This window comes from Paenibacillus sp. BR2-3 (genome assembly GCF_046529485.1).
Taxonomy (GTDB): Bacteria; Bacillota; Bacilli; order Paenibacillales; family Paenibacillaceae; genus Paenibacillus_AQ.
The window spans coordinates 1679395-1696410 of sequence record NZ_CP126311.1 but is presented as its reverse complement, the minus strand read 5'-3'; the positions used below and the strand labels follow the sequence as shown (position 1 = coordinate 1696410).

The following is a 17016-nucleotide window of genomic DNA, read 5'->3' as shown; positions in this document are numbered from 1 at the left end:
TGTCCCCCTATCCTCATTCATTCGTGCCGAGGACCTCAAGTTCCTGCTTTCCTGCGGAAGAAAATAGGACTGTTCAAGTAGTTTCTTCCTTGCGCGTCTCATGTTTCAGTATGGCTAGCTGGCGTCGAAGCGGAATATACAGGATTAGGGCGATTGCAAAATGAAAGAGCATCGTAGGCAGCATATAGTCCAGCAAGGCCCAGTTATACGGCTGCTGATTCAGCTTAAATACACTGTAGATCCCAAACAGAATACTATTCTGTAAAAGACTGCCCAGCAGAACCACCGTCATCATGAGCGGCAGCGGTGCACGCGGAGTCTGAAATAATAGACCTATTAAATAAGCCGACAACCCCATGGCAAAAGAATGTGCGCCAAGAATTCTTCCGTAAAAAACAATATCATGCAGCATTCCAAATGAAAGGCCCAATAGGAGGGCTGTATGCCGGTGATGATAAATGGCAACAAACAAAATGCTGATAAAAACGAGATCAGGGATAATCCTCATTTGCCAGGCATCCGGAATAATCCATGGCAGTACGGTTCCCTCCAGAATAAACACCAGAAATAATAATAGGATTAGTACGGATCTGCGCATACTCACTACTTGATATCCTCCGATGTGAAAACAACAATTAATTCTTTCCAATCCTGAAATTCTGCGGCTGGCTTAATCATCGCCGTACGGGTTAGGCCAAATTCTCCCACTTCCACACTTTCGACGGTCCCGATTTGTAACCCGCGCGGATACAAGCCGCCGATCCCTGAGGATACGATAACATCCTCCTCTGCAATGGGGTCCGTTGGAGCAATCTTATTCATACTCAGCATCTTTGTTGTGGGATCATATCTTTCGATCATGCCGAAGGTCTGGTTCTCTTTGGTCAGGGCCGTTGCAGCAATCGCCGGCTGGGAATTGGGATCGTTAATATCCATCATTGTCATAAGCTTAACCGTTGAGGTGAAGTTGCTCACCTGACTGATCACCCCCACCAGACCCTCTACGGATATGACAGACATATTCGGCTTCACACCTTCTCTGGCACCAAGATCAATGACTAGCGTGCTGTTGCTGGGCTCCGTGGTCAAGCTGACCACCTGGGCGATATGATATTCATATTTGTATTTCTCTCTTTGTTCCACCGTAAAATTATTCAGCTTCTGAAGTCTTTCATTCTCCGACTGGATAAAATTATACTGTGCCTGTTCACGCGTATACTGGGCAACTGTAATTTTGAGCTGTTCATTCTCCTCGGCGAGATTTCGCAAATTTCCGATATCTTCAAACAAGCCCGCTACATATCCAGCGGGCTTGTAGATTACATTTTGCAAGAAACCGGTTGTGTCCCGGAGAAAGTTCTCAGGCCAGGACAGCGCCTTTCGCGTACCCAAGCTAAAGCCCATCACCACAATAAAAAGAACCAGTGTAATCAACAGTATGAACAGGCGTTTATTGCTTAATAGCTTAAACACTCTTAGCACCCTCTAACAAGCATATTTCTCCCACATCAGGGGTTGACGTTCATAAGCAGGCCATTATCCTGGTCTTAACGTTTGGAACGAAAGGTTGAACTGCCCCGGCTCTTGAACAGATGAATATTCTCGAGCGCTTTCCCGGTGCCGATAGCTACACAGTCCAGTGGGTTCTCAGCGACAATTACCGGCATTCCGGTCTCCCGGGCCAGCAGCTTGTCCAAATTCCGGAGAAGTGCGCCCCCGCCAGTCAGTACGATGCCACGATCCATAATGTCTGCTGCAAGCTCAGGCGGGCATTTCTCCAGCGTGACCTTTACAGCTTCAATAATTGCATTAACCGTATCCGACAAGGCTTCACAGACTTCATCGGAGGTAATGGTGAGGGTTTTCGGCAGACCCGTTACTAAATCACGACCACGAATTTCCATCGTTTCAGCCTTCTCCAGCGAAAGCGCGGAACCAAGGTCCAGCTTAAGCTGCTCCGAAGTACGTTCCCCGATCATCAGATTATACTGGCGTTTGATATATTGGATGATGGCTTCATCCATTTCATCCCCGGCTACACGCACAGAACGGCTTGTCACAATACCGCCCAGTGAAATAACGGCAACTTCCGTCGTACCTCCGCCAATATCTACAACCATGCTGCCCGTCGGCTCCCATACCGGCAAATCCGCACCGATGGCAGCCGCGAATGGCTCCTCAATAATGTAGGCCTCACGCGCACCCGCCTGCTTCGTAGCATCCTCCACGGCACGCTGCTCAACAGCCGTAATACCGGAAGGAACACACACCATTACATTGGGGTGACGCTGAAATATGGACCGCTGCTTCTGGGCCTGACGGATAAAGTATTTAATCATGGTAGCTGTCGTATCAAAATCAGCAATTACGCCATCCTTCATCGGTCGGATGGCCCGGATATTGCCCGGAGTACGGCCGATCATTTTTTTGGCGGATTCGCCTACAGCTTCGATCGATTTCGTATCGGTATTAATGGCCACCACGGAAGGTTCTCTTACAACAATCCCCTTGCCGCGAACATAGACAAGCGTATTCGCTGTCCCCAAGTCAATTCCCAAATCTTTCGTAAAACCACCAAACATGCTGTAATCTCCCTTTCCTGAATCAATCTGCACAATTTATATTACATTAAACCCTTTTCTTTCATACTGACAAAACTGCTGTCTCCGATAATCAAATGATCCAGCACATCGATTCCTACAATCTCACCCGCCTGAAGTAATCTTGAGGTTAGGGCAATATCCTCCGGGCTTGGCGCAGGATCACCACTTGGATGGTTGTGTGCGCATATAATGGAAGCACTGCTGCACTTGATGGCGGCCCTGAAGACCTCCCGCGGATGGACAATGGAGGCGTTAAGGCTGCCCATCGACAACGTCTCCTGGGCTATAACATGGTTCTTGGTATTAAGGAATAAACAGACAAAGTGTTCCTTCTGCAGATAACGCAGCTGCTCGGTCAAAATCTCTGCCGCGTCATGAGGGCTGCGGATCGTTACCGGCTGGTTCAGCCGTGAATTGGACATGCGTCTTCCCAGTTCGATACCCGCTTTCAGCTGAACAGCCTTTGCCGGACCGATTCCTTTGATTGCCGTCAATTCCTTGATGCTAAGGTCTGCCAGTTGACGCAGGCCGCCTGCCTGGCTAAGCATGCGCTGAGCAATGCCGATAGCGGATTCCCGGCGTGTTCCCGTCCTCAGCAAAATAGCCAAAAGCTCCGCTTGACTTAATGATTCCGCCCCATTTTGCATCATGCGCTCACGTGGTCGTTCCTCATGGGGGAGGTCTCGCAGCATTAACGTTTGCGACTCCATCCCGATCCCTCTTCCCTTTACTCTCCCTGTCGGTCCAACACCTGTATGCCCAATTCGGACAGCATGCCGCTTAGCAGCGACAAAGGCAGTCCAACTACGTTGAAATAGCAGCCGTCTATCTTTTCTACCAGGGTAGAACCCAGCCCTTGTATGGCATAAGAACCTGCTTTGTCTGCCGGCTCTCCGGTAGCCACATAGGCCTCAATCTCTTCAGGGCTTAGCGCCCTCATTGTAACGGTGGTTACCCGGTGATTCACTAATATCCTGCCTTCAGGCAGTCCTATGCAAGCCACACCCGTATACACCTGATGACTCCTGCCCTGCAGAACATTGAGCGTAGCCCTGCTGTCCTGCTTGTCCACCGGCTTGCCGAGCACAAGACCGTCCAGTACAACTATCGTGTCGCTGCCTACAATAACGGCATTCCGTTGATTGCTGTCAGCGGCCACGGCCTCCGCCTTACGAAGCGCAAGCGACCGTACAATTCTCTCCGGAGTCCATTCCGGCGGGGTACTCTCATCCGCTTCGCTGGTCACCACCTCAAAGGTCAGGCCCAGCAGAGACAAAAGCTCCCGGCGGCGCGGTGAACCTGAGGCTAGAATAATGAGGCGTGAGTTCCCTTCGTCCACGTTATTAACGTCCCTTCCCTGGTTACAGTCTGCGGTAAAGCCAAACGGCAGTAATGATACCAGCCAGACTGAGCAGGCACAATTTCAATTGAATAGTGATGTCATAGGTTATAATATCCAGATCAGCTTGCGGCGACCACTTGAGCATGGTCGATGTGGTAAGAAAGGAAAGAGCCTTCACGGGCTGCAGCAGCTTGGCGATCCACGCTCCGGCCAGCCAGCCCAGAATCAGAAATAACAGCAGTGTTCCTACATTTTTCTTCTTCATGTCAGTCTTCCCTCGCCATTTTTTGACACCCATATTATTATACGGTGAAAAGGAGTTCAATACAAACGCAAAATCCGGCCCGGGAATGGCAATCATTTCCGGGCCGGATTTTGCATGCTTTTTTAATATAATTTTATAAATTAGCTCAATCGATCAGGTTAACGCAGCCAGCAGCTTTTTCTGCCCGGTGAGATAAGCCATCATGGAGCCCTGAACTTCCCAGAGCAGGCCGTCCGATTTATTCTTGTTATACTCATTCAATGCTGAGATTCCCTGGCTTATGGATTTCTCCTGTTCTGCAATGATGCTGAGTGCTGCGGGAGGCAAACCGCTCTGTAAAGCCTTCACAGCCTCAGTCCATTCCAGATGAAGATTGCTGACATCAGAGGTCGGGGCTGTTGAACCATTATTTAGCAATGAGGCCGTTAAGCTGCTCAACTCTCCAAGCAACCTCCCGCTAACCTCGAAATAATGATTGACTGTCTCTGCAGTTCCACCAAAAGCCAGCTCTTCTGCAGCAGGAAGATCTACTTGCCGCACGTACAGCTCAATGCCTTGAGACTTCAATCCATTGCTTAACAGCTTGGCCTGCTCCCGGTCCGGGGAAATACCGGCATATACCCGGTTTCCGTCAGCAGGGTCCAAACCGGCAGCCAACCCCGCCGTCAGCAGCTCCTGCTGCGCCTGCGATGCTCCATCAGAAGTGCTGAACACTCCGTATTGGAGCAAAAAGTAGCTTTGTCCCGCTACCTGTACAGATATTTTTTGCAGCGGGTTCCCGGTATCATTACCGTTAATCGATAAGCCGGAGGTTCCCGAACCGGCAGGGTCCAGGGCGACCCCAACACTCTGCTCTCCCGCAACTGCTATATTAGAGGTTTCTGTTACAGCAGTGTCAGGCAGGTCACCGCCGCGAAAAAAGGATAATGCCGCATAACCAAACAGGATACCAATACCGACTGCTGCAGTAACGGAGGCAGCGAACTTCCACCAATACGAAGGACGACGGGAATGGTGGGTTCCGCTATAGAGTTCATTGGGGACTGAAGACTCCTCGTCCATGTAGCGTTCCCTTGTATGGTCGGATTGACGATTTCTATACCAGCTGTCTTCTTCTTCATCCAGTGGGAGAACCGGGGGAGCATCGCCCCACAGCTCCGGATACAGATGGGGCCGAACATCAGATGACTGATTCTCAGATGGCTGAACCTCAGGACCATACTCCTTGGCTATTCTTAACCCGCTGCCCGGCCAGCGTTCTTCCTTCTTGCGCTTATCCTCTTCAATATCAAACCGAAAGGTCATTCTTCCGTTATTCACTCCGTACACCTCACCTTGTCTCATCTATAAGAAAATATATGATAGACAATAGAGAGCTATGCTTAAAGATTGAGAGGATACCACGAATTTACGAGCCGATTCTTGAGAAAAGAAACTGCCTCAGTTCACTGTATTCACGGCTGCCGCGGATCTCATGGAAAGATCGCTCCACTCCTTCTCCGGAGGTTAAAGGGTTACTGAAATCCTCTACGATTCTGCCTGGGTCCGGATGCATAACAACAAGCCTGCTGGATAAGAGCAGTGCCTCATCCACATCATGTGTTATAAAAAACAGGCATTTGCCTGTCTTGCGCCATATCTGGCGCAAATGAACCTGCATGCTCTCCCGGGTTAATGCATCAAGCGCGCTAAAGGGCTCATCCAGCAGAACGATCTCCGGCTCAGTTGCGAGTGTTCTGGCGATAGCGGCCCTCTGCTTCATACCTCCCGACAGCTGGTGGGGCAGCAGCCCTGCCGAAGAGCTAAGACCCATCATATCCAGATAATAAGCCACGAGATCCTTGCGTTCTGCCCTTGGGACACTCTTCATGCGCAGGCCAAACTCAATATTTTGGGCTAGTGATAACCATGGGAACAAATTGGGCTGTTGAAAGACGACGCCGACCTCGGAATTAGGCTTGGTATGTCGTTTGCCACTGATGGTAATGCTGCCCTGCGTCGGCCGCAGGTAACCGGCAATAATATTAAGCAGGGACGTTTTTCCACAGCCGGAGGGTCCCAGCACAACAACCAATTCCCCCGGCGCCAGCTCCATGTTGATGCCATATAACGCCTGCTCCTGTACAGTCACGCCTCGGTAAGAGAGGCCGATTCCCTCCAACCGAATCCTATGCTCCCGGTCCGACAGGTCACCCGTTGTGGCTACCCCAGCATTCTGAGTGTTTGTAAGAACCGAACGGTTACTTCCCTCTTTAACTATTGCGTCTGAAAAACCGTGGCCTGCGAGATGTTCCCGGGTAATCATTTCGGCCTCTCCCCTCCCATGTTTAACGTTTAATTACTGTACAGATCATTGCGAAGCGCTTTTTGATAAGTGGATAGATCAGGCGACTCAGTAATAGATTTCTGTTCTACCAGAAAATCTCCGGTATCCTTCAAAAGCTGGCCGAATGCACCCGGCTGGTCCGTCGTACCCATATATTCGGGCGAGGTTTGCTGCGACGCATCAAGTACAATAATTTCGTTCATCGCCTTTAGTGTTGCTTCAGGGGTCAGGCCCAGCTCTGCCGAGAGGGCTTTTGCTGATTCCTGCGGATGGTCGCGGTAATACTTCACAGCCTCATCAAGCACTGAGATATATCCTTTCACAACATTCGAATATTTCTGGACAAAAGAGTTATGAACAACCCCAAACTCTCCTGTAATGCCGCCTTTGGCCGCCACTTCAGCCGAGCTGATAACGATTTTCCCGCCATCTTCTACAAGCTTCGACTGGCTCGGCTGCCACGTATAAGCCCCTTCAATGTCCCCTCTTTGCCAAGCGGCTACGATGTCGGGAGCCTGCATATCCAGAATGGTAATCGTAGTGGGATCGATGTTCTCCTGTTTCAATGCTGACAACAGGCTGAAGTGTGAGGTGGAGCCAAAGGTAGTGGCAATTTTATGACCCTTAAGATCCTGAAGGGAATTGATGCCTGAATTGCTTTTCACCACTAGAGCTTCGCTCTTGCCGATAACATCGTGAATATAATAGATTTGGTCAGGCAGCCCTTGAGCCACACCCGAAGCTCCCGGAGGCGTGCCCACAAGGCCGAAATCAATCCCGCCGCTGGCAATAGCTACGTTGACGTCCCGGCCCGAGTCGAATTTCAGCCATGAAATTTTGATATCCGGATATTTCTTCTCCAAAAGACCCAGTGCTTTGGCCAGCAGCTCGCCGTTCGGTGATACCTGGTAGCCGATCCGAATTTCTTTCGGCAGCTCTTCCTGCACCGGTTCAGATGTTTCCAATGGCGCTTCGGCCGAAGGTACTGCCGCAGCTTCCGCTCCATTGGCAGCAGCCTGCGCTGTATTATCACCGTTGCTTGCGCTGCCGCCGCTATTGCCGCAGGCGGTTACTACCAGCAACATAGCTATGATTACCAATAAAAATCCAAATCCGAATCGTGAACGACGTTGTTTCATTTTTTTCTCTCCCTTTTGAAAGTCCGGTAAGTCGGGCATAGAGCCGCTCACAGGCTTATATTATATTTATCCTTTTCACTGCTCTACCCAAGGTGACACCCGCCGGATCAAACTGCGGATCACCAGGTCGATCGTGATCGCGATCACCGCCATGATAATGATGCCGAGATACATGATATCGCTTCGTAAAAACTTGCTGGCATCCAGCACCATCCAACCGATCCCTGAGACGGCAGCCACCATCTCCGCAGCGACCAGGGTCGCATAGCTTACGCCGACTGCGGTACGCAGTCCCGTCAGCAGTTCAGGCAGCACGGACGGAAAAATGACAAATACGTACAATTTCCATCCGTTCGCTCCCAGCGATTTAGCCCCATTGATCCTGTCCCTGCTTAGACGCTGAACGCTGAAGACGGAGCTAATGAACAGAGGAGCGAACGCACCCAGGTACAATAGAATTACTTTGGACACATCGGTAATACCGAACCATAGTATGAGCAGCGTATAGTAAGCCAGAGGTGGAAGCGGTCGGTAAAATTCGATAAAAGGATCGAAGATCGCCCGCAGCGAGCGGTATCTGCCGCATAAAATGCCCAGCGGTACTGCTGTAGCAAAAGCGAACGCCAAGGCGAGAAAGAGCCTCCTCATGCTTGTTCCAATGTGGTTCAGCAGGCTCTCACCCTTGTATCCTGCTTGCACAATGTCCAGAAAAGCCGACCAAACGACCTTTGGAGATGGAAGAAACAGAGGGTTCACCCATTCCCTTTCACTAACAAGCCACCACAGCAGAAATGCTGTAAGCAGCGTTCCTGCGGATATCCCCCGGTACAACCATTCACTGGACGCTGCCGAGTTTGCCCTCTTCCCCCTATTCCGCGAAGGCTTCTTTGACACCATTTTTTTGACGTTCATCCCCATAATCCCGTTATCCTCCCCCATTCCAGCGCCAACATGAGGAAAGGCCCCCTCTATACGTACGGATATATCCCGTATCTGTTAAGAGGAGGCCTCCAGTTGTCCGGTAGGCTCATGTTTATTTGTGATCAGGAAGTCAGCTTAAGTCCGATCATACCGATAATGATAAAGGCCACACAAATCAGCTTGGATGCTTTGACTGACTCACCATACAGCAAAATCCCCGTTACAACGGCACCGCAGGAGCCGATCCCCGTCCAGACGGCATATGCTGTGCCAACCGGAATCGACCGGATCGACTTCGAAAGACAGTAAAAGCTTAGAACCAGTGCGATTCCAGCGGCTGCAGCTGGCCGGATTCTGGTCAGCCCGGCGGATTCTTTCAGGAACGGCACGCTGGCCACCTCGGCAAGTCCGGCAATAAACAGATAGACCCATGCCATTATATGTCCTCCCGGAAAGTCGCGCCGGGGTGTCTCGCGGTCTCATCGTGACCGCCCAGCTTCAGGCCTGCCATGCCGCCAATCAGCATAACTATAAACAATATTCGCAGGGTCCCGACAGGTTCACCCAGAAACAGCATACCGGCGATGGAGATGCCTGCTGCAGCGATGCCTGTAAAGATCGTGTATGCCGTTCCAATCGGCAACACCTTCACTGCCTTGATGTAGAAAGTGTAGCTCAACCCTATGCAGCACAGCGTAATTAAGCTGGGCAGCAATAACGTAAATCCGTCCGCCATTTTTAGCCCGACGGCCCAAACGATATCAAGCAGACCCCCGAGGATGATGTAAATCCAGGCACCCAGGCTGCCTGCGGAGCGTTTTCCGGCTCCCATAGCTTTCTCCCCTTCAACCGATAAACTCACACATGGAGCAATGGGATTTGATCGTTTCCATCATTTCTTTTTCGATCAGGGACAGATGATGCCTCTTCGTCCACGCCATTACTATGGAAATGTCCAGCTGCGCATCCGAGATTTCCAGCGGCACAATGCTCTCCCGGTTCAGAAAATAATCACTCATGCACTTGGGCGCAAAGGCGGTGCATAAATTGAGAGAAATGACCTTTTCCAGCATAGGGAAACTATCCAACCGGTAAGCGACATTAAAATCACCGTATTTCTTCAACAGCTCAGACATGCCGCAGTCGGTTGCAAATTCCGTATTGTACAGTGCAAGCGGCTGGGCCATAGCCTCAGCAAGCGTAACGGATGATGATTTTGCAAGCATAGACTCACTGCTGACGAGGAGCACCAATTGGTCATTGAACAGCTCCTTGATGCATAAATCCTTCTCTTCGGGCAGCTCGCCTGTCTTCATCAGCACTCCGAAATCGGCCTTTCCCGCGGCAATGTCACGCAGGTTATTATTGGACTCCCCGACCTTCATCAGCACATTCACGTTGGGATGCCTGTATTTAAAGGCGGTCAGGGTATTGACCATAATGGTATTGCTGATAAAAGGCTCAACGGCCAGATGAATATTCCCGGAAAGAGCATGTGTGCTCTCCGCCGCAATGGCTTTGATATCCTCCAGCAAATCGATAGCCAGTATGGCTTTTTGTACTACGGCTTCTCCGGTTTCCGTGAGATGTGCGCCTTGACTGGTCCGCTTGAATAGCGGGACACCCAGCTCCACCTCCAGCTTCGACACAGACGAGCTTAATGCCGGTTGGGAAATGTATGAGCGCTCCGCAGCCATTGAAATGGAGCCCGTCTGTGCAACTGCAACAATATGATAGAGCTGTTCCAGACGCATGTTTTTCTCCCTCTTCATCCTAGTCATATCAGTATATAATAAATCCAATGTGAGTACTAGGAAATAAACCGGATAAAGGGTTTTATTTAAGCCATTGCTCCAGTTTGTCTACAATTATCTGCTTGGGATGAAAGCCTCCGAGCTTCGCTTTGACTTCCCCATTCCGAAACAGCACAAGATGCGGCAAGCCTTTGAGACGGAGCTTTTGAAACAGCGGGCGGTGCTTGTCAACATCGACTCCATATACATTCAACCGGTTGTTAAATTCATGGGCCACCGCCTCTTCACTTCCGAAAGTCAAATCTTCAAATTCGCTTGACCCGATATGGGGAATCGGTTTGCGCGGACTGTCCGTGCGCATCCTATAACCCGCCACCTGTTCCCGCCGGCACCGGCACCGCAGCATCTCCGGCAAAACCGTATTCCGTCTCAACTTGCTCTAGTATCTGATAGACAACCCCGCCTTCGGCATTCTTCGGCACTGGGGCGCCCGTCAAATGGCAAATCGTCGGCACAATATCTACCACTTTAATTCTGCGGTCAATCACCTCGCCGGACTTCACACCTGCTCCGAGAGCTATGAACAATGCCCGCATAGAGTAACCGGACAAAGTATGATTGCTAAGGCCATTTCCGTGGCAGCGGGTAAAATCAGGCTCAAGGATGTAGAATATATCACCACTGTTCTCCCCGCCGAGTCCCACTACTTCCATATCCTTACGATTCAGGGCAAAGCTGATGACCCTTCTTCCCGTCTTCGGATCGCGATAGCTGTATAGATCGTCAATAATTTTCTCCACGGTCTTGTCATAATCGGCAGGATCGATAATCCCTTGGGGATCGCGGCCTTTCATATTTAGATAGATGAAGGTTGCGCGCTGTGCGACCGCAGTCGTCCGGCTCCAGTCAATTTGCGGTCCTTCGGGGGTATTCTTAAGCTGAGTGTAGCCTAGCTGGCCCAGAATCCCAACATTGATTCCCCACATGTCGCCGATCAGCGGATGATCGGTTTCCGGGTTTTTGGCCACTCCGCCATGGTCCGACACGATGAATATGGTTGTGTCGCCGTCGAGGCGCTCCAGCAGCGCTCCGATGAAGCGGTCGGTAATTTCATAAATGTTATATACAACTTCCTGATACCTTTCATACTCAGGTGAAGCAGCCTCCAATGTATGGTCAAGATAGAAGTGCATGAACATATCAATTCCATGCATATGTGTATAGAACAGATCCCATTCTTTGTTATCCAGCAGATAGTTGATGGCATCCACATGCCAGCGGTACATTTCGTCGATGGATTCCAGCAGCACCTGATCAGCCTGCGGATTCAAACGGCTGTAATTGGACGGCTGAAGCATAGGCCCGACCTTGCTGTAGAGCTCCTCTCCGATGTTTTGCGGATGAAAATACTTACCCGTCTTTAAATCAAGCACATAGGAAGAATAGAATTTAAAGCTGTCCCCAGACGGATCAAGGTCCAGGACACGGATCTTGTAAGCTACGGGTATCTGCTCCCCATTTATAGTGTACTGATCGTAAATCCAGCCGCTCCACTCACCCAAAATCGCCTCGCCCAGTGGTGCCTCAGCCTTCTTTGATGCATAAATTCGGATGCGGTTATAGTCGGTGCCATTATCTGATACAAGCAGGCCGCAACGTAAGGCTTCACCATTGTTCACCGGGAGCACAAACTCACGGGCATTGCGCGGTACATAAGTCCATCCAGTTGCAGGCTTAATTGGTGTCTTGATCTGATCGGCGGTAGGAACGTCTGCGGAGAGTTCCCCGTCCTGGGTCGTTGTAACGAGTCCCGGCTGTGTATAACCAAAACCTTCGTACGTATCCTTGCTGATTTCAGCCTTCTGTGTTGTTTCCTCGCCTTCAAAGCGGCAATTGGCCCCCGTATTGTCCACCAGATGGGGGACTTCGGTTAATTCAAATTCCCCGGTCTTGCCTTCATAGATCTTCTCATAATCAATATACCCGCGAAGATTGGTATAGATGCTGGTTCCGTCTACGTAGATGGAATCCTTCACCTGAGGCGGCCAAGAGGTAGGATAGTTGAAAATAATGCTCTTCTTGCCTGCTCTTGCATAAGACTCCCAGATCGTCTCAGCCTTCAGCAGCCCGGAATCAAAGCCGTAATCAAGCACATCCAGCTCATTGCCGAGCGTATGGTTCCAGAAGCACGTAATCCCGTGGGTTGCAGGATAAGCTCCGGTTGCAATTGATGCCCAGTTCGGGGGCGTAATGGCGGGAAGCACACTCTGCATGCCCAGGTCATTCGTGGTCACTCCGAGTCCCAGTGCTTTTTTGAAGTTGGGAAGTTTGCCCTCCCTTACATAACGTTGTACAAGAATGGGGTCCGCTCCGTCCAGACCGAGCAGGAGCACCTTTTTGGCCTTTTCCTTACCTTGTGTCATAGATTCACTCCGTTCTATATATTAATAATATTCCAATGAGAAAACTAGGAATAATCCCTGCTGTTATTATAGGTGGAACATAAGATCTTGTTAAATAGTTATTGATTATATCGGGTATAAGTCCCGCCTATGCCCCGGGCTGTTCCATCAAATAAGAAGAAACGGCTTCGCCGTCCTGAAAGAGACGGTATCCGTTTCTCGGAGAAATATAAGGATAAAGTATAGAGTGAAACTTTACTTTCTTATATTTTAAGAAAAACCCGAGGCTACGCCTCAGGTCCTTATCTAAACCCATACGTCTGAGCAGGGGGAGGGAATTGGGTATGGGGTTCCAACCGCTGTTGAACTTCGTGTGATTTGGAATAGTCTTTAGTGGTTTTAACACGAAGTTCAAAGGCGGCCGCTATCGCTTTTCCACCCCTTACCCATTCCCTTTCTATTCTACTTTCAGCTGCCTTCTACTTCTCTTTTCCCGATTCGAGTTTCAATCCGGTATTCGTAACCATGAACACCTTTGTAGTATTCCGGGTACATTTCCCCTCCGCAAGCTTCGCAGGAAAACTGCGGCGCTACCTCTGGATCGCCATCGTCCATTATGTCAAAATCACGTACCACGCTAAGCGGTAGTTCTTCACCTTCGATACATCATTTCGGTGCTCCTGAGTGGATATGATAAGTATTGTTGTATTCGATACATCATTTCGGCGCTCCAGAGTAGATATGACCAAGTATTGTTATATTCGATACATCATTTCGGTGCTCCAGAGTGGATATGACCAAGTATTATTGTATTCGATACATCATTTCGGCGCTCCAGAGTAGATATGACCAAGTATTGTTGTATTCGATACATCATTTCGGTGCTCCAGAGTGGATATGACCAAGTATTATTGTATTCGATACATCATTTCGGCGCTCCAGAGTAGATATGACCAAGTATTGTTGTATTCGATACAGGCCTGTCGATTATACAAAAAATGGATACAAAAGGCCGCCTACGGACACCTGATTCTGGTGGACCTCATCTGCCTATAGTTGCACTTGGTACAATTATTACTCGCCGTAAGCCAACAAAAAGCAACTTAGTTGCACTTGCTGCAACTATTTAGCGGAGAATGGCCGGAAAACAGATATTTTCTCTATTTTAGTTGCACGAAATGCAATTGGAAGTAAGATGTACTCCGTTTTTTTCCATATAGTTGCATAGAATGCAATTAAGTGTGTAACGTAAGTATCGACACAAGATACTAATTGTTGGTTAATCAACAGGCCTGTATTCGATACATCATTTATCGCTGTCCCTTTATATATTCCGTTTGGTTAACATCAAGCATTAGCAATCGTGTGGAGCCGTAGAATTTCTACTTTCTGTTCTGAAATAACGAGTTATTTCATTTATCAGAGGTGCTTCGAGAGCGGCATGTTCGTCTTATATTTAAAAGTAAATTAGAAAGGGGGAACCCCTCTGTCCTCTCCTTAAATCTTTCTTATATTTCCAAAAAGCCCTTATCTCTTTAGGGGAGACAAGGGCTTGGCTTCTTTGATTCTCTCAACATTCAGACAGATAGATTTAACCTTTTGTTAAAAGTCGGCGAGGCCTCGACCAGACTTTAATCCAGAAACGATTTTCATCATCACGATAAAAACAAATACGCAGCAATTTTAAGGGTGTCCAAATTTCCCGGAAATAGTAATTAGGCATGAGTCTTCTCTCCTAAGTTTTATTAGAACTTTAGATCAATAGTAACTCATTTTTCGATAGAGTTGTGTCGATTCATGGGACAAAAGGATTATTATTTATTTCCACTGCTCCTCACTACACAATTGCGGCCATTCTGTTTGGCCCGATAAAGCGCGTTATCGCACAGTTTGTACAGTGTATTAAGAGGAATCAGTTCGTCGGGCCCGACAGTAATCACACCCATACTAACCGTATAATCAAACGGTACTCCGTTAATGGTTGAACCTATAATTGCAGTGCGCAGACGCTCAATGGTCTGGTCACTGGTCTCTTCATCAGCGCCGTGAAGGATAATAGCAAACTCCTCACCGCCGAATCTGCCGAAGAGATCTTTACTGCCCAGTTCCCGCCCTATTTTAAAGGCAAAGTCCTTCAGCACCTTATCCCCGGTATCGTGTCCGCCGGTATCATTCACATTCTTGAAGTGGTCAATATCTAGCAGCAGAAATGAGAAGGACAATCTTTCTGTGGCAGCGGCAGCAAGAAGTGAGCGGGCACGTATAACAAAAGATCCGCGGTTCAGTATTCCGGTCAACTCATCATATGTTGCGACTTTCTCCAGCTCTATGTAGGACTGCTCTCTGAAGAGCAGCACGAAACCAGCCGTTCCAATGAACATAAGCATATATATCCCTATAAAGTACAACAACTGAACACTATCATAAGAATATCTGGTAATGTTTTGCCCGGAATATAGAATGTATGCTACCCGAAAACAAAAAATCAGAATAACGGATCCGTACATCAGGCCCATTAATTTCTGGAGAGATGATCCTGTGCGGTTCATACCAAGGCAATAGGCAGGATATGCGATAAACAGCCCCACCAGCAGACAAGTAAAACTTGTAAGAAGTAATCTATCACTGCTGAAAAAGCTAATCAACATTAACCCGGCAAGGCTGCATCCGGCCAGCACGAAATAATAAGTCATAACCCTCTTATTGTAGTAGCCCAGAAGACTAAGCAGAGCAAGTGCTTCCAAGGCCCCCCCGTATAAATGGAAAGCATTGCTCAGGGAGAAGGAGAAGAGGCTCTGGTCGTCTGTCCCGCTCTTGATGTACATCAGAATCCAATATACAGTCTGCAGACATCTGGCAGCTATGAACATTGATGAGGTCTTATCCTTAGGATACCGGGGGCGGTAAGCCAAAATAAGCAGCACCGTGAACAGATTACCCAGAATGAGCGTAAGCAGCAGCGTTTTGATATCAAAAAAATAGATCACGAATTCACCACCCTGAACAATCACACAATTGGCCCATGAGCTATAACCACCGGCCTCTGACTACACGGTTTCTTCCCTCCCGCTTGGCACGGTACAGCGCATCATCGCTGATCTTATAGAGCATGTCCAGAGGGGTTCGCTGATTGGGTACAACGGTTATGACACCGATACTAACGGTATAACTCAGCGGAATATCACAAAAGGTTGTCTCCATGACGGCTTTGCGCAGCTCCTCCGCCTTCCGGTCACAAGTTACCTCGTCAATCCCGGTTAGCAGAATGGCGAATTCCTCGCCTCCAAATCTGCCAAACAAATCATCGCTGCCGAGATTGCGCCCGATTGTCGCGGCGAAATCCGCCAGCACAATATCACCGATATCATGACCGTACGTATCGTTGACATTTTTGAAATGATCAATATCAAGCACCAGAAGGGACACCAACTCTATGTTTTTTGCAGCAGCAGCTATTTTCAATTGTGCCCGTAAAATAAACGATCTGCGGTTTAGAATGCCCGTCAGTTCATCATAGGTGGCCAGTCTCTTTAATTCCTCGTATGACTGCTCCTTGGAGAGCAAAATAAAACCTGCCGTTCCCAATATCATAAACATATACATACCGATATAATAGGCGTACTGAACAGTTCCCGGCGTAAATACATTCATGGCATGTCCTGCCGTAAGCGCCGTTACTCCCCGAACCAGCATAAGAAGTGCGATTACATAGTACATAACGCCCATTATTTTTTGAAGCGGAGACCCTTCTTTATTTGAAGTCAAATGATAAGCCGGGTATACAATAAATAAAAGTGCCCATAACGAAGCAGATGCAATACGAAGATTCGCATAATTATAGAAAAGATAAATCACACCGTAGCTAATAGTACTGCCTCCCGCCAGCAGCAAGTAGTAGAACTTGACCCTGGGGCCTAACATTCCCATCATCATTAGCAGAGCCATAACTTCCAGACACCCTCCGGTCAGCATCAAAGCATTGCTCAGCGGAAGGAATATCCAGCGGGGGGCATGATCAAACTGCAGCAGTACGACCCATGAAGCGCTTTGCAGCCATTTAGAGGCTTCGAATAAAGTCGTGGCTGTATCCTTGGGATAGCCTATGCGGTAAGCCGTAATGAGCATAACAATGAACACGTTCCCGAAAATCAGCAAAATTAATAGTGTCCGGATATCGAAAGCAAAGTTCATTATTACACCACCATAGTATGAGCAATATTTAATAGCAATACCCTTATGCCTATATCGGCAAACAGGCGCAGAT

General features: G+C 48.8%; 18 protein-coding genes. All 18 read right to left on the bottom strand.

Annotated features, from left to right (window positions below; all coding sequences use genetic code 11):
* Positions 1 to 73: 73 nt before the first annotated feature.
* The 18 genes from mreD to PaeBR_RS07920 all read right to left on the bottom strand — a co-directional run bounded on the left by mreD (position 74) and on the right by PaeBR_RS07920 (position 16943).
* The gene (gene mreD, locus PaeBR_RS08005) at positions 74 to 604 is read right to left on the bottom strand and encodes a rod shape-determining protein MreD (protein ID WP_410514322.1); all 531 of its coding nucleotides are present in this window, start codon (positions 602 to 604) and stop codon (positions 74 to 76) included.
* Positions 604 to 1482 carry a rod shape-determining protein MreC gene (gene mreC / locus PaeBR_RS08000; RefSeq protein WP_410514321.1) on the bottom strand — a complete coding sequence of 293 codons (879 nt, stop codon included), beginning with the start codon at positions 1480 to 1482 and terminating at the stop codon, positions 604 to 606. Before mreC ends, mreD begins: the two co-directional genes overlap by 1 nt.
* Before the next feature lie 65 nt (positions 1483 to 1547).
* Entirely contained in the window at positions 1548 to 2582 is a 1035-nt protein-coding gene (locus PaeBR_RS07995; RefSeq protein WP_410514320.1) for a rod shape-determining protein, read from the bottom strand.
* Between the two features lie 41 nt (positions 2583 to 2623).
* Positions 2624 to 3313, bottom strand: coding sequence for a RadC family protein (gene radC, locus PaeBR_RS07990; RefSeq protein WP_410514319.1), 690 nt, complete (start codon positions 3311 to 3313; stop codon positions 2624 to 2626).
* Between the two features lie 17 nt (positions 3314 to 3330).
* Positions 3331 to 3942, bottom strand: coding sequence for a Maf family protein (locus PaeBR_RS07985; RefSeq protein WP_410514318.1), 612 nt, complete (start codon positions 3940 to 3942; stop codon positions 3331 to 3333).
* A 22-nt stretch (positions 3943 to 3964) separates the two neighbouring features.
* On the bottom strand, positions 3965 to 4210 hold the full coding sequence (locus PaeBR_RS07980) for a DUF4321 domain-containing protein (RefSeq protein WP_410514317.1): 246 nt from the start codon (positions 4208 to 4210) through the stop codon (positions 3965 to 3967).
* 153 nt (positions 4211 to 4363) lie between these two features.
* Positions 4364 to 5554, bottom strand: a complete 1191-nt coding sequence (locus PaeBR_RS07975) for an SPOR domain-containing protein (RefSeq protein WP_410514316.1) — start codon at positions 5552 to 5554, stop codon at positions 4364 to 4366.
* A gap of 64 nt (positions 5555 to 5618) precedes the next feature.
* Positions 5619 to 6515 (bottom strand): ABC transporter ATP-binding protein, encoded by an 897-nt coding sequence (locus PaeBR_RS07970; protein WP_410514315.1) that lies wholly within the window; start codon positions 6513 to 6515, stop codon positions 5619 to 5621.
* A gap of 29 nt (positions 6516 to 6544) precedes the next feature.
* Complete coding sequence (locus PaeBR_RS07965; protein ID WP_410514314.1) at positions 6545 to 7675, bottom strand: aliphatic sulfonate ABC transporter substrate-binding protein; 1131 nt, start codon at positions 7673 to 7675, stop codon at positions 6545 to 6547.
* 75 nt (positions 7676 to 7750) lie between these two features.
* Entirely contained in the window at positions 7751 to 8614 is an 864-nt protein-coding gene (locus tag PaeBR_RS07960; RefSeq protein ID WP_410514313.1) for an ABC transporter permease subunit, read from the bottom strand.
* A 104-nt stretch (positions 8615 to 8718) separates the two neighbouring features.
* On the bottom strand, positions 8719 to 9033 hold the full coding sequence (locus tag PaeBR_RS07955; protein ID WP_410514312.1) for a DMT family transporter: 315 nt from the start codon (positions 9031 to 9033) through the stop codon (positions 8719 to 8721).
* Positions 9033 to 9428, bottom strand: coding sequence for a DMT family transporter (locus tag PaeBR_RS07950; protein WP_410514311.1), 396 nt, complete (start codon positions 9426 to 9428; stop codon positions 9033 to 9035). Before PaeBR_RS07950 ends, PaeBR_RS07955 begins: the two co-directional genes overlap by 1 nt.
* A gap of 13 nt (positions 9429 to 9441) precedes the next feature.
* Positions 9442 to 10350: a LysR family transcriptional regulator gene (locus PaeBR_RS07945; RefSeq protein ID WP_410514310.1), complete on the bottom strand. Its 909-nt coding sequence runs from the start codon at positions 10348 to 10350 to the stop codon at positions 9442 to 9444.
* A gap of 82 nt (positions 10351 to 10432) precedes the next feature.
* A complete protein-coding gene (locus tag PaeBR_RS07940; RefSeq protein ID WP_410514309.1) occupies positions 10433 to 10711 on the bottom strand; it encodes a thioredoxin family protein in 279 nt (92 codons plus the stop codon).
* Between the two features lies 1 nt (position 10712).
* Positions 10713 to 12773 carry an alkaline phosphatase family protein gene (locus tag PaeBR_RS07935; protein ID WP_410514308.1) on the bottom strand — a complete coding sequence of 687 codons (2061 nt, stop codon included), beginning with the start codon at positions 12771 to 12773 and terminating at the stop codon, positions 10713 to 10715.
* Positions 12774 to 13220: 447 nt separating this feature from the next.
* A complete protein-coding gene (locus tag PaeBR_RS07930) occupies positions 13221 to 13388 on the bottom strand; it encodes a hypothetical protein (RefSeq protein WP_410514307.1) in 168 nt (55 codons plus the stop codon).
* 1178 nt (positions 13389 to 14566) lie between these two features.
* Positions 14567 to 15763 carry a GGDEF domain-containing protein gene (locus PaeBR_RS07925; protein ID WP_410514306.1) on the bottom strand — a complete coding sequence of 399 codons (1197 nt, stop codon included), beginning with the start codon at positions 15761 to 15763 and terminating at the stop codon, positions 14567 to 14569.
* Positions 15764 to 15779: 16 nt separating this feature from the next.
* Positions 15780 to 16943 carry a GGDEF domain-containing protein gene (locus PaeBR_RS07920; RefSeq protein ID WP_410514305.1) on the bottom strand — a complete coding sequence of 388 codons (1164 nt, stop codon included), beginning with the start codon at positions 16941 to 16943 and terminating at the stop codon, positions 15780 to 15782.
* Positions 16944 to 17016: the final 73 nt, after the last annotated feature.

Excerpts from the sequence above, each read along its gene's own strand:
- PaeBR_RS07995 (WP_410514320.1), bottom strand. The coding sequence starts at position 2,582 with ATGTTTGGTGGTTTTACGAAAGATTTGGGAATTGACTTGGGGACAGCG.
- radC (WP_410514319.1), bottom strand. The coding sequence starts at position 3,313 with ATGGAGTCGCAAACGTTAATGCTGCGAGACCTCCCCCATGAGGAACGA.
- PaeBR_RS07980 (WP_410514317.1), bottom strand. The coding sequence starts at position 4,210 with ATGAAGAAGAAAAATGTAGGAACACTGCTGTTATTTCTGATTCTGGGC.
- PaeBR_RS07975 (WP_410514316.1), bottom strand. The coding sequence starts at position 5,554 with ATGAGACAAGGTGAGGTGTACGGAGTGAATAACGGAAGAATGACCTTT.
- PaeBR_RS07970 (WP_410514315.1), bottom strand. The coding sequence starts at position 6,515 with ATGATTACCCGGGAACATCTCGCAGGCCACGGTTTTTCAGACGCAATA.
- PaeBR_RS07965 (WP_410514314.1), bottom strand. The coding sequence starts at position 7,675 with ATGAAACAACGTCGTTCACGATTCGGATTTGGATTTTTATTGGTAATC.
- PaeBR_RS07960 (WP_410514313.1), bottom strand. The coding sequence starts at position 8,614 with ATGGGGGAGGATAACGGGATTATGGGGATGAACGTCAAAAAAATGGTG.
- PaeBR_RS07955 (WP_410514312.1), bottom strand. The coding sequence starts at position 9,033 with ATGGCATGGGTCTATCTGTTTATTGCCGGACTTGCCGAGGTGGCCAGC.
- PaeBR_RS07950 (WP_410514311.1), bottom strand. The coding sequence starts at position 9,428 with ATGGGAGCCGGAAAACGCTCCGCAGGCAGCCTGGGTGCCTGGATTTAC.
- PaeBR_RS07945 (WP_410514310.1), bottom strand. The coding sequence starts at position 10,350 with ATGCGTCTGGAACAGCTCTATCATATTGTTGCAGTTGCACAGACGGGC.
- PaeBR_RS07940 (WP_410514309.1), bottom strand. The coding sequence starts at position 10,711 with ATGCGCACGGACAGTCCGCGCAAACCGATTCCCCATATCGGGTCAAGC.
- PaeBR_RS07935 (WP_410514308.1), bottom strand. The coding sequence starts at position 12,773 with ATGACACAAGGTAAGGAAAAGGCCAAAAAGGTGCTCCTGCTCGGTCTG.
- PaeBR_RS07920 (WP_410514305.1), bottom strand. The coding sequence starts at position 16,943 with ATGAACTTTGCTTTCGATATCCGGACACTATTAATTTTGCTGATTTTC.